At 66.8% G+C, this 11,711-nt stretch carries 15 protein-coding genes (1 of these 15 only partly in view); 4 read left to right on the top strand and 11 right to left on the bottom strand.

Annotation, left to right across the window (positions count from 1 at the left end; genetic code table 11):
- Positions 1 to 176 precede the first annotated feature (176 nt).
- The 5 genes from C491_RS00835 to C491_RS23070 all read right to left on the bottom strand — a co-directional run bounded on the left by C491_RS00835 (position 177) and on the right by C491_RS23070 (position 3,814).
- Positions 177 to 500 carry a DUF7577 domain-containing protein gene (locus C491_RS00835; protein WP_005553027.1) on the bottom strand — a complete coding sequence of 108 codons (324 nt, stop codon included), beginning with the start codon at positions 498 to 500 and terminating at the stop codon, positions 177 to 179.
- Between the two features lie 116 nt (positions 501 to 616).
- Complete coding sequence (locus C491_RS00840) at positions 617 to 1,516, bottom strand: acyltransferase (protein ID WP_005553028.1); 900 nt, start codon at positions 1,514 to 1,516, stop codon at positions 617 to 619.
- 150 nt (positions 1,517 to 1,666) lie between these two features.
- Positions 1,667 to 3,100, bottom strand: coding sequence for a DUF402 domain-containing protein (locus tag C491_RS00845; RefSeq protein WP_049891359.1), 1,434 nt, complete (start codon positions 3,098 to 3,100; stop codon positions 1,667 to 1,669).
- A 43-nt stretch (positions 3,101 to 3,143) separates the two neighbouring features.
- Positions 3,144 to 3,521, bottom strand: a complete 378-nt coding sequence (locus C491_RS00850) for a DUF7532 family protein (RefSeq protein WP_005553031.1) — start codon at positions 3,519 to 3,521, stop codon at positions 3,144 to 3,146.
- 137 nt (positions 3,522 to 3,658) lie between these two features.
- The gene (locus C491_RS23070) at positions 3,659 to 3,814 is read right to left on the bottom strand and encodes a hypothetical protein (protein ID WP_169331721.1); all 156 of its coding nucleotides are present in this window, start codon (positions 3,812 to 3,814) and stop codon (positions 3,659 to 3,661) included.
- 137 nt (positions 3,815 to 3,951) lie between these two features.
- Between C491_RS23070 and C491_RS00855 the strand changes: the two genes are divergently transcribed.
- The gene (locus C491_RS00855) at positions 3,952 to 4,965 is read left to right on the top strand and encodes a PrsW family intramembrane metalloprotease (RefSeq protein ID WP_005553032.1); all 1,014 of its coding nucleotides are present in this window, start codon (positions 3,952 to 3,954) and stop codon (positions 4,963 to 4,965) included.
- 82 nt (positions 4,966 to 5,047) lie between these two features.
- Here the strand turns inward: C491_RS00855 and C491_RS00860 are convergent, their stop codons facing one another.
- Positions 5,048 to 5,650 carry a riboflavin synthase gene (locus C491_RS00860; protein ID WP_005553034.1) on the bottom strand — a complete coding sequence of 201 codons (603 nt, stop codon included), beginning with the start codon at positions 5,648 to 5,650 and terminating at the stop codon, positions 5,048 to 5,050.
- A 113-nt stretch (positions 5,651 to 5,763) separates the two neighbouring features.
- Between C491_RS00860 and C491_RS00865 the strand changes: the two genes are divergently transcribed.
- Positions 5,764 to 6,012: a DUF7533 family protein gene (locus tag C491_RS00865; protein ID WP_005553035.1), complete on the top strand. Its 249-nt coding sequence runs from the start codon at positions 5,764 to 5,766 to the stop codon at positions 6,010 to 6,012.
- A gap of 53 nt (positions 6,013 to 6,065) precedes the next feature.
- Here C491_RS00865 and C491_RS00870 read toward each other — a convergent pair whose 3' ends face one another.
- From C491_RS00870 to C491_RS21375, 4 genes are all read right to left on the bottom strand, one after another.
- Complete coding sequence (locus tag C491_RS00870; protein WP_005553037.1) at positions 6,066 to 6,515, bottom strand: response regulator; 450 nt, start codon at positions 6,513 to 6,515, stop codon at positions 6,066 to 6,068.
- Positions 6,516 to 6,627: 112 nt separating this feature from the next.
- Positions 6,628 to 7,674, bottom strand: a complete 1,047-nt coding sequence (locus tag C491_RS00875) for a M24 family metallopeptidase (protein ID WP_005553039.1) — start codon at positions 7,672 to 7,674, stop codon at positions 6,628 to 6,630.
- Positions 7,671 to 9,536 (bottom strand): UvrD-helicase domain-containing protein, encoded by a 1,866-nt coding sequence (locus C491_RS00880; RefSeq protein ID WP_005553040.1) that lies wholly within the window; start codon positions 9,534 to 9,536, stop codon positions 7,671 to 7,673. Before C491_RS00880 ends, C491_RS00875 begins: the two co-directional genes overlap by 4 nt.
- A 101-nt stretch (positions 9,537 to 9,637) precedes the next feature.
- Positions 9,638 to 9,823 carry an HVO_0416 family zinc finger protein gene (locus tag C491_RS21375; protein WP_005553042.1) on the bottom strand — a complete coding sequence of 62 codons (186 nt, stop codon included), beginning with the start codon at positions 9,821 to 9,823 and terminating at the stop codon, positions 9,638 to 9,640.
- 126 nt (positions 9,824 to 9,949) lie between these two features.
- Between C491_RS21375 and ubaA the strand changes: the two genes are divergently transcribed.
- Positions 9,950 to 10,813, top strand: a complete 864-nt coding sequence (gene ubaA / locus C491_RS00885) for an SAMP-activating enzyme E1 (protein ID WP_005553043.1) — start codon at positions 9,950 to 9,952, stop codon at positions 10,811 to 10,813.
- Between the two features lie 18 nt (positions 10,814 to 10,831).
- On the opposite strand, the gene C491_RS00890 is transcribed toward ubaA, so the two are convergent.
- Complete coding sequence (locus C491_RS00890) at positions 10,832 to 11,362, bottom strand: GNAT family N-acetyltransferase (RefSeq protein ID WP_005553044.1); 531 nt, start codon at positions 11,360 to 11,362, stop codon at positions 10,832 to 10,834.
- A 139-nt stretch (positions 11,363 to 11,501) separates the two neighbouring features.
- Between C491_RS00890 and C491_RS00895 the strand changes: the two genes are divergently transcribed.
- On the top strand, positions 11,502 to 11,711 hold the start of the coding sequence (locus C491_RS00895; RefSeq protein ID WP_005553046.1) for a dihydrodipicolinate synthase family protein. Its footprint extends 591 nt past the window's final position; 210 of the gene's 801 nt are visible here — the first part of the coding sequence; it begins with the start codon at positions 11,502 to 11,504; its stop codon lies off the right edge, out of view.

The raw sequence follows: 11,711 nt of genomic DNA on the forward strand, positions 1-11,711 counted from the left end.
CGTCACCGAAACGACTCGAGGGAGGGTTTCGTCGCGAATAAAGCGAGGAAATCGTTTCCGACGGCTCCGGGAACGGTTGCAGTCGTTCGGCGGGTCAAGCCGACGTTAGATACAATGTAACGGTTCTTCGACCGTTTAACATGGCGTTGAAAGGGATCGAGTGCGGTAGTCGGACGTTACTGCCGGAGACCGGAGACGCAGTTCCAGCAGTAGGTGAACGTCTGATCGGCGTCGTTTCTGGTACCGCAGTGGGGACACCTGATCGTCTCGCCGTCGATGTCGGCGTCGACCTCGCCGTCGTCAGTGTCGCCGACGCCGTCCGACGCCGAGTGGTAGCCGTCGGAACCGGGCGAGGAGTGGGACTGGCCCCGACCGGGGTCTGCGACCGACGGCGACTGGACGCCGTCGCCGTCCTCGCGGCGGACGTAGACGTAGTACAGTAACAGATGTAGGAGGGCAAACAGCACCACGTAGCCGACGAGCCAGCCCCAGAGCTCCATCACCGTGTGATACGGTCTCAACGCACTTGGATATTCCCTCCCTCATCGCGCCGTGACAGTACCACGCCACTGAACGAACCCCGGCTTCGTGCTCGGGTCGATCCGTCGTCTCGCGACTACTGGGGCGGACGGAGGTCGCGCTGGAACTCGTCGAAGACCTCGAGATCCTCGGGCAGGTCGTACTCGAGGTGGCGCTGTTCCTGGCGGTTGACGCCGGCCTCGCCGATCGGCGTGGCGACGTCCTCCCAGCCGGGTTTGATCTTGACGCTCTTGGCCGGCATGCCGATGGAGATGTGGTGGGCTGGAACGTCGTGCTGGACGATCGCGCGGGCGCCGACGATGGCGTTCTCGCCGACCTTGCAGCCGGCGCGGACCATCGAGTCGTAGGTCAGCCGGACGTCGTCCTCGACGATCGTGTGGTAGTTGCGGACCTCGGTCTGGTCGACGACGTCGTGGTCGTGGCTGTAGACGTGGACGCCGTCGGAGACCGAGACGCGGTCGCCGATCGTCAGCTTTCCGCGGTCGTCGAGGTGAACGTCGTCGTGGACGACGGTGTTGTCCCCGATCGTGATGTTGTGGCCGTAGGTGAACGTCACGCCCTTGAAGAACCGACAGTTCTCGCCACACTCCTCGAAGAGGTGGTCGGCGAGCATCCGTCTGAACCGCAGCGCGAACTCGACGTTGTCCGCGATCGGCAGGCTGTCGAACTGCCGCCAGAGCCACTGAATGTGCTTCGAGTGGCGAAACGCCTCCTCATCCTTCTCGGCGTAGTACTCGCTCTCCAGGGTGGTGTTACACGGATCGTAGCTCTGGAGTCGGACCCGTTCGGCCGGCGTCATCGACTCGCCGCCCCGCCAGCGCTCGTAGGCCTCCCGGTCTCCCGAGAGGTCGATCAGCACGTCCTCGACGACCGAGCACGTATCCTCCTCGCTCGAGAGGCGCCGATCGACCTCGTCGATGAACTCGCGCATTCCTGCTTCCGCCTCGTCGGGAAGCGAGACGTCCCGCTTTGTCATACAGAGCCGTTTTGCCCGCGGAGGTGATAGGAGTTCGGTTGTCGGTTCGTCTCCCCGGTGTTTCTTCGATCGGGCTCGGCACAGAAGACACGACGGAGTCGACCGACCTCCACCAGTTGCACAAGTCCTTTCGCCGACGCCACCTCGCAGTTAGTTCGAGAGCGCGCGCTCGACGGCCTCGGCGACCTCGAGGGCCTTCTCCCCCAGCGGCGCCGCGACGACCCCGTCGTCCATCGCCGTCTCGAGCTCCTCGCGGTCGACGATCTCGACCGCGCCGTCGGGCGTGCGGATCACGTCGACGTAGAGGTCGACGTACCGCACGCAGTCGGGAAACAGCTCGAGGGGTGTACAGACGTTGACGTAGGTGCCCTTCGCCGACCCCTCGCTGTCCCTGTAGGTCGTCGGATACCACCAGCGACCCTCGCGGAACTTCGTCACCGCGACGTCGCCTTCCTCCTTGGGGACGCCGAGGGCATCGTACGTGCCGCCGCCGCGCATCGAGCGCTCGAGCGTGATCGTCCCCTCGGGATCCCAGTCGGTCACGTCGCCGTAGCCGAGCGAGATCAGGCGGCCGTCGGGTTTCCCGTGGCCGATCTCGAGGCGGTCGCCCTCGAGCGGGCCGAACTGTCGGGAGACGGCGTCGAACGGGAATCCGTCGGCGAACCCGTTTCCGGCAGAACCGCAGACGGCTTCGGCGAAGTCGACCGCGGCGCTCGCGGCCCGATCGGCGGCCTTGGTCCGGTGGTGGCCCGGCATCGTCGACTCGACCTCGCGACGGTGTTCGTCGAGCGCGAAACGGGACTTCCGGCCGAACCAGAGCCAGCGGGTCGCTTCGGGCGTCGCCAGTCGGTCCGGCGAGCCGGGCTCCTCGGGGCTATCGGCGAGGGCGTCCTCGAGCCCGCGGGCGCGCTCGACGGCGTCCTCGAGGGCCCGTTCCATCGCCGCGAGGTCCGCGTCGGCTGCGGGACGGTGCCAGCGCAGCCCCCAGCTCTCGGGGACGTCGACCGAGAGGAGGTCGGTAATGCCCACGAGTTCCTCGGCCCGCTCCCCGCGAAGACTCGCGGAGACGCCGTTCCGGGCTCGAGAGAGGGTGCAAAGTCCGCCCTCGGCCTCGAGCCCCGGGGCGACCCGGGGATCGTCGTCGGCCCACGGCGGCGTTGGTTCGCGAACCTGCACGCGGTAGCGGTTCCCCGAGTCGACGTAGCCGTCAACGTCGTCGTAGCTCAGGTAGCCCCGACGGCCGTCGCCGAGGTCGACGACGGCGCCGCCTCCACCCCCTGCCTCGAGCACCTCGGCGTCGAAGACCGCGCCGCGGGGGACGTCGTCGTCCCAGCGAAACGTATCGATAGCGAGCTCCTCGAGCCTCGAGACGGCCGTCGCGACCGCGTCCGGCGTGCCGGAAACCTCGACGCCCTGCCGGTCGCGGGTCGTCTCGAGCGAGACGTCGGCGGGCGCGGCCGCGAACGACTCCTCCTCGAAGCGCTCGCGGATCGGGTCGGAGGCCTGGACGACCTCGAGCCCGTCGTCGTTCAACAGCTGCGTCAACGCCGTCGTGTAGATCCCCCGCACTCGAGCGGTTGTCATCGCCACTCCTCCGCGAGCCGCGGTTCGGTTCCCGACACGGCGATCACCGCAGCGTCTCGCGGTCGGGGGCGAACCGGACTCGATCGTGGATCGTCGGCCCCAGCGTTAGCTCGACGGAGCCGTCCGAAAGCACCCGCCCGTCCTCGACGTAGACGCCCCAGCTGTCGAAGCGAAGCCAGCCCCGCATCTCGTCGGCGTGGGTCGTCAGATCGAGGTTGTCGACGGTGTGTTCGGGGTAGTCGGCGCTCGAGTGGGCCATCTCCATGTCCGAGTACACCGTTTCGTGGGCGTCGAAGAAGGCTTCGAGCGCGGTGACGTCCTCCTCGACGGCCTCGACGACCGCCTCGGAGGCGGCCTGGAGTTCGTCGGTCTCGAGGCCGACCTCGCGAAGCGCCCGCTGCGTTCGCTGATCGAAGTGCATGCGGGGACGTTGGCGCGACGCCACTTTGTGCGTTCGGTTCGTCGCCAGCTTCTCCGACGTACCATCCGCCGCGCGTCGTTACCGGAGCGGCCGCTGGACCGATCGAGCCTCACGGATCCGCAGGAACAAGTCGCGTCTCAGTCGTCGGCGGCGAGACCGGTTTCGGCCGGCGACGAGGCGTCGTCGGCGCTGGCGGGCGTCACCGACTCGGTTGCGTTCTCGGTCGTCTCCTCGGTCTCGTCCTCGGGACCCGGCGGGGCGGTGTAGTGGATACCGCGGCTCGCGTTGTACATCGTGATTCGTTCTCACGATCGAGTACACATAAGCTCGATCCTAATACGGATCATGAGATCTGATATCATACTAGGACGCGCCGACCCGGACTGCGGCGGGCCGAACTATTACCGGGCCGGGCAGAGTATCGCGCTACATGAAACGACGGCGGGACCCGGTCGAACGGGCCAGCGACGAGTCGACGGACCTCCAGGACGTCTCGACGTGGGAGCCACGGAACGCCCTCGATCGGCTCTCGGTCGCGACGTACAACGGGATCGCATACGGGCTCCACGCGATTATCATCGGGGTCGCCCTCGCGATCACCGCCTTCCTGCTCGTCCAGCCCGGCGTGCTCGTGCTCGAGGATCCGTGGCTCGCGCTCTTTTTCGGGCTCTCGGTCGTTCCGGCGGCCCTGCTGGCGGCGTTCATCTGGTACTCCGACATCACGACGAACGAGCCGCTGGGACTGCTGGTCGCGACGTTCGTTCTGGCGGTTCTCTTCGCGACGTTCGCGGCCATCGTCAACTCGGTGACGAGGCCGTACTTCCAGCTGTTCGGCGCGCTCGGCACGGTCTTCTTCTTCTTCCTGATCGTCGGCCCCGTCGAAGAGACGGTCAAGCTCCTCGCGGTCCGAGTCTTCGCGTACCGCAGCGACACGTTCGACGCCGTTATCGACGGCGCCGTGTACGGCGCGATCGCCGGGCTCGGCTTCGCCGCCATCGAGAACACGATCTACGTCGCGGGCACGGTCGCGGAGGCCCAGGTCGGCACCCTCGCCGCGGCGACCGACATCGCGACCCAGCGGGCGCTGGTCGGTCCCGGCCACGTCATCTACTCGGCGATCGCGGGCTACTACCTCGGGCTGGCGAAGTTCAACCGCGAGTACGCCGGGCCGATCGTCGTCAAGGGGCTGCTGATCGCCGCGTTCGTCCACGGCGCCTACAACACTACCGTCGGAATCGTCCCTGAGATCCTCACGTCGCTGTACCCGATCGGGTTCGGCGTCGCGTTCGTCGCGTACGTGATCGTCTTCGACCTCGCGATCGGCTACTACCTCTATCGGAAGATCGCCCGCTACCGACGAACCTACCGGGAGGTTCGAGGCGACGCCGACGACGCGCCGTCGCCCGAGCTAACCGAGTTCGATCCGCCGACCCGGCAGCGTTGATACGGTCTGCCGCAACAGTTTGCTGGTGCAACCACAGAACGGCCGCGGCTGCACGTCAACGACGTACAGCAGTCCGTACGACCTACTCGAAGCGGGCCTCGAGCAGCCGCTCGACGTACTTCGCGAGAACGTCGACCTCGAGGTGGACTGGGTCGCCGGGTTCTTTCGTCGAAAGGGTAGTCAGCTCGTACGTCGTCGGAATGATAGCGACCGTTACTCGCCCGTCGTCCGTCAGCTCGGCGACGGTGAGGCTGATCCCGTCGAGCGTGATCGATCCCTTCTCGACGACGTAGCGCTCGTAGCCCGCCGGCAGCTCGAACTCGAAGAACCAGTCTTCCTCCACCGATTCGATGCTCGAGACCGTCGCCACCGTGTCGACGTGACCCTGGACGACGTGGCCGTCGAACCGGCCGTCGGCGGGCATCGCCCGCTCGAGGTTCACCGACTCACCCTCCTCGAGGTCGCCCAGATACGTCCGCTCGACCGTCTCGCTCGCGAGAAAGACCTCGAACCACGCGCCCGCTTCGAAGCGCTCGACCGTGAGACAGACCCCGCTGACGCTGATGCTCTGCCCGTGCTCGAGCCCGGTCGCGACCTCGTCGGCGCCGATCCGGAGCCGGAGCCCGTCCTCGGTTCGGGAGCGGGCGTCGATCGTTCCGGTCTCCTCGACGATTCCCGTGAACATATCCGAGGGTTCGAGCCGACGGACAAAACCGCTCCGGAACGCGGATGCGTTCCAGTTCCGTGACGATTCGACAGCCGCCGTGCTTTTGACGGCCCCCTTCGTAGCCGGCGTCGATGGCCGGAATCATCGATACGATCAAGCTAGCTGGTACCCTCGTGCTCGCGCTGCCGGCCGCGCTCGCCGGGCTCGAGTTCCTCCTGGTTCGCGGCGAGACGGCCGTCGGCGCGGTGCTGATCGGCCTCGCGATCGGACTCGTGCTCGTCCAGCACCGACTCACCCTTCCTTCTGACGTTCCGACTGCCGTCGCAAAACGAGTGGTTGGAACGGTACGCAAAGACCCCGACGACGCCGACGATCGGTGAGCAGCGATCGAGCGCTCTCGAGGGCGCCGAGTGACTCCGTCCGAACGAAATCGCTATGCCGCCGTCACCGACGGTAGCTGGGCCGTCCTGACCCAGAACTCGTCGACCGCGCGAGCGAGCGAGACGTACTCGTCGTGGCTGTTCGGCTTCGTGAGATAGGCGTTTGCGCGACGATCGTAGCTCTCGGCGATATCCGACTCGTCCTCGGAGCAGGTCAGGACGATCACCGGGAGCGTGGTCAGGTCTGCCTCCTCCTGGAGCCTCTCGAGCAGTTCGAACCCGTGTACCCGCGGGACGTTGAGATCGAGCAACAGGAGGTCGGGAAACGGGCCGGTGTCGCAGTGGTCTGAGAGATAGCTCATCGCCTCGGCGCCGTCGGAGACGGTGTGGACTCGGACGTCGTCGGCAACCTGGTCGAACGCGTCGCTGATCAGCGTCGCGTCGCCGGGATTGTCCTCGACGAGAAGAATGTTGGTTGGCTCTGACGGAGTCACGGTTCTCATACGGTAGTTTCTCGAGACGCCTCAATAAGACCGATCACTATACACGTTGGGACCGGCTGCGTGTGCAGCCCCTGAGTATATATGTTAGGGACGACCGGCAAAATCGCCGGACTCACTCGAGCGCCGCCGGATCGAGCGACTGTGGGATTGACTCGAGCCGGTCGACGGACTTGTCGACCGCGAGCAGCTCCGCCAGTCGGATTTGGCCGTCCCCGATCTCGACGCCGACGTCGAGTCGAACGACGGCTCCCCCGTCGATCTCCTGGCGTCCGCGATTCGGGCGTTCCGCGGGCTCGAGACCGACGCCGACGACGCGGGTGCGGATCTCCTCTTCGAACCCGAACGCTCGCACCTCGGCCTCGAGGTCGGCCTCGACAGCGGTCACCGACTGCGCGTCGGCGGTGAGCATCGACGCGGCCGAGCGAAACGCGCGCGTGACGCCGACGTGAGCGCGTCGCTCGTCGCCGCCGTCGCCGTCGCGAACGTACGTTCGAGCGAGCCCGCCGTAGTAGCCCGACGGCTCCCGCGGTGCGGTCTCGAGGACGATCGGAACGCCCGATCGAGCCGGGTCGCCGTCGGGAACCGAAACCGCGGTGTTGCCGTTCGGGAACCCGCCCGCGGCGACGATCCCCCCGCCGATCGCAGTACGGAGCCGCCGACCGGTCAGGGGCTCACCATCGATCGCGAGCCGTCCATCGACGACGTCCGCGCCCGCGAGCAGCGAGGCGCCGCGTCGGATTCCGGCACCCGCAGCGGTCTGTGCCGTTTCGATCCGTTCTCGTTCGGCGGGTGTCTTCGTCGCCCTGGACTGTTCGATGACGTCGGTCGAGGCGAGCGCAAAGCCCGCTCCCTCGAGGTAGAGCGCGGCGTCGTGGGGGATCCGGGCCGGCGTCAGTACCGTTCCCTCGAGCCCGGCGGCAGCGAGGTCGTCGGCGAGGGCGCTGGCGGGGTTGGCCTCGGTGTCGGTCGCCGATCGGACGCGCCACTCGCGGCCGTCGAACGCGACGGCGTGGCGCCCTCGCTCCAACTCTCGCTCGAGCTCGGGTCGACAGTACCGAATCGCGGGATCGTCGGCGGAGCCGACGTGAACGAACGCGCTCGCGCCCTCGCGCTCGAGGGCCGTACGCAGGGCGGGCTCGACGGGCGAATCGCCGGTCACGGCGCTTCGGCTTCGAGCTCCTCGGCCTCGCCGTCGGGTGCCTGTGCCTGCTCGAGCAGCTCCTCGAGGCTCAGATCGGTCAGCTGGTTAGTCAGGAGGACGTCGATCGGTAGCGTCGGCGCGCCGTCGACCAGGTTCTCGAGGATGTACAGTCGCTCGCGGGCCCGGGACATGCCGACGTAGAAAACACGTCGCTCGTTGTCCGTGAGCACGGGAACGGGCGAGGTCGTCTTGGTGAACTCCTCGCAGCCGGGGACGTCAGTGGGGTCGTCGACGGTCGCGACCATCTGCTCGACGACCTTCTCGGTGAGGTCGGTGCCGATGAAGACGTGGTCGGCCTCGCGGCCCTTCGCGGAGTGGATGGTACCGACGCGAACCCGGTCGGTGTCCATCCCCTGGTACTCGCCGATGTTGAAGTACGAGCGGATGCTCTTCTTCTGGAAGTTCGTCACCTTCCGGACCATATCTCCCGCGGAGGCGGGGCCGGGCATGAACGGCGCGTGGTCCTCGATCACGTCGCCAGGGATGGTGAGCTCCACTAAGTCCTCGACGCCGGCTTCCTCCTGGCGCTCGTCGATCTCGTCGAAGAGGGCGTCGCGCTCGTTGGTGCCAAAGGCCGAGTCCTGCAGCATGTCGGCGAGCCGGCGGGCCTGGAGCCCGGTAACGTCGTCACCGGCGTCGATCGCCTCGACGGCGCGGACGTACTGGGTGAGCCGGTCCGTCCACATCCGCTGGTCGGTCAGCGAGCGGAACGGCACGCCCTCGGTGATGAACTCGTCGATGAACTGGAACATCTGATACCGGGCGCGAAACAGCAGCATGATCGTCCCGTCGCCCTCGACGAGGGTACGCCGGACCATCCGGACGACGTCGAGCATCGAGGCGTTCGCACGGGCCTCGACCGAGCCGCCCTCCTTGCGGGGCTTGAGGTCCTTGTCCTGGCGCTGATCGATGTGGCGGATCTCCTTGTTGACCGCGTTGAGAACGTTCGAGGGGAGTCGGTAGGAGTTGGGCAGAATAACGTCCTCGTCGACCTCCTCATCGAGCAGCAAGGCGGGATCGGCGCCCTGCCAGGAGTAGACGACCTGGTCGTCGTCACCGGCGATCAGCACCTCCTTCATGTGAGGTTTCCACTCCTCGTAGACGTCGTACTGGAGCGTGGTGATGTCCTGAAACTCGTCGATCACCAGGTAGTCGACGTTCGGCAGCAGCGAGCGCTGTTTGACCCGCTCGAGCATGTCCGCAAAGCCGATCTTGCCCTGCTCGCCCTTGTAGCTGCGCCAGCCGCGGATCGCCTCGGGGACGTCGATCCGATCGTCGTCGGAGGGCCAGGTCGGCGTGTACTTGTTGCCCTCCTGGGCGCGGTCGTCGATCTCGGGAGGGAGCCGAACCTCCTCGTCGTCCCACTGGAAGGGGACGTCGTACCAGTCGGAGACCTCGCGGCTGGTCCGCTGGAGCCACTGGCTCGTCGCGATAACTTTGTTCCCGATCGTCGTCGAGCGGGCCGTGCGACGGCCCGCTCCCGAGTACTCGTCCTCGTACTCGATGCCGTACTCCTCGCAGAACTCCTCTTTGTCCTTCTCGCCGATGACGTCGCTTCGAGAGAGATCGAGCAGCTCGTAGGCCTTCGCGTGCATCGTACAGACGTTGCCCTGCAGCGCTCGCGGGCTCTCGTCGAGCCGCTCTGCCAGCCGTTCGCGAACCTCCTGTGCGGCCGCTCGAGTGTACGAGACGACGAGAATATCCCGGAACGTGACCCCATCCTGCTCGAGGATCTCTTCGACGTGATCGAGAAGCGCGGTCGTCTTCCCGCTTCCCGGCCCACCGAACAGCCGGGTGACCTTCGTCTCCGTAGTAGCCATTGTAGCTGTTCAGGGTCGCAATACCCATAAGTGACGTGGGTTACGCCCGGAAAACCGCTGTTGGACCGAATACCATCGGTCTCGGTCGTCGCGTCCGCCGACTACGGGGTCGGCGTCCACCCGCAGACGGTACAGGTACTTGCCGACTGCTCGTGAAGCCCGCCGCAGTCCGGACACTGTTTCTTGTTATACTCCTGCTCCCACCCCACTCGCTCTACCGTGTGACCGCGGTCCGAAAGGAATTCATCGAAGACATCGTCACCGGCATCGTTGGGTGAGGTTGCCATACCCGTGACAATGTGAACCACGGTATTAAAGGCCGCGGTTCACACAGTAATCTGCCGGATCTCCCGATCGATCCGAGCCGTTCGGGCGACCCGCGGACTTTTCTCGGTCTCGCACGAAGATCGGGTATGAGCGAACTCCGCCTCGACGCGACGCAGCTCGATCGCTACTCGAGACACGTCATCATGGACGAGATCGGCCCCGAGGGCCAGCAGCGCCTGCTCGAGGGCAGCGTCCTGGTCGTCGGCGCCGGCGGGCTGGGGTCGCCGGCGATCCAGTACCTCGCGGCCGCGGGGATCGGTCGGCTGGGGATCGTCGACGACGACGTCGTCGAGCGCTCGAACCTGCAGCGCCAGATCGTTCACGGCGACGACGACGTCGGCCGACCGAAGGTCGAGAGCGCGGCCGACTACGTCGCGGCACTCAATCCGGACGTCGACGTCGACACCTACGAGATGCGGCTGTCGGCGGCGAACGTCGCCGATCTCGTCGGCGAGTACGACGTCGTCCTGGACGCCAGCGACAACTTCGGCACCCGCTACCTGCTCAACGACCACTGCGTGCTGACGGGAACGCCGCTCTCCCACGGCGCGATCTACCGCTTCGAGGGACAGGTGACGATGTTTACGAACGACCGGGGCGGGAACGAGGCCGACTCGGAGGGCGAGGCGACAGACGACCCGCCGTGTTACCGCTGTATCTTCCCCGAGGCGCCCGAGCCCGGCACCGTTCCCGACTGCGCGACGACGGGCGTACTCGGCGTCCTCCCCGGGACGGTGGGCTGCATCCAGGCCACAGAGGTCGTCAAGTACCTCCTCGGCAAGGGCGACCTGCTCGAGGGACGGCTCCTGATGTACGACGCGATGGGGATGACCTTCGACACCGTCGACGTCCTCCAGAACCCCGAGTGTCCGGTCTGTGGCGACGAGCCCGAGATCGAATCCGTCGAGGACGTCGCCTACGAGGGGAGCTGTTCGATTTCGGCCGACTGACGCTCCCGTCCGTCGCTTTCAGCCCTGCTCGACCGTCTCGAGCGTGTAGATCGCCGTCGGGTACGTCTCGCCGGCGATCTCGAACTCCGAACGTCCGGTTCGCTCGAACCCTCGCGCCTCGTAGAACCGTCGCCCGACCTCGTTTCCGGCCAGCGTCTCGAGGCGCAGCCGCTCGACTTCGTTCGGCAGGGCCTCGAGACACCGCTCGAGCAGCGCCGTTCCGACCCCCTCGCCCCAGTAGTCGGGCTCGACGTACAGCTCCTTGAGGCCCGCTTCGTCCGGGCCGACGAACGCCTTCGTCCCCTCGTCCCACCGGACGTAGCCGTAGCCCCGGACCTCTCCCTCGAGCGCCGCCAGGAAGATCCCCCTGCGATCCTCGCGCAGGCGGTTGGCGTACTCGCGGCGCTGCTCGTCGGACGGGTCGGCGCCGAACCCCGCGAGCACCTCGTCGGGGAGCAGGTCGTCGTAGGCCTCGCGGAAGGCCAGCGCGTTGACGCGGGTTATCGCTCGAGCGTCCGCCGTTCCCGGCTCGAGGCGGCGCAGTTCCATACTCTCGGCTTGTCGTCGTCGCCCAAAGTAGCTTGGGAGGTGTGTTACTCCCACCCATTCCTCGAGAGCTCTCTGTCCGCCCGCAGCGAACGCTGCCCGAACCCCACGTTCCATGTGGCCGACGGTCGTACCCCGGTCCATGCACGGTACCGGCGTTCCCCTCGTCACTCCGTTCGCCGACGGCGCGGTCGATCACGAGCGACTGCGGGCGCTCGCCGAGTGGCTCGAGCGCTCCGGCGTCGACTTCCTGGTTCCCTGTGGCTCGACCGGCGAGGGGCCGGCCCTGACGACCGACGAGCGCGTCGCGGTCGTCGAGACGGTCGCCTCGGCGACCGATCTCCCGGTGGTC

It is taken from the genome of Natronococcus amylolyticus DSM 10524, from assembly GCF_000337675.1.
GTDB classification, from domain to species: Archaea; Halobacteriota; Halobacteria; order Halobacteriales; family Natrialbaceae; genus Natronococcus; species Natronococcus amylolyticus.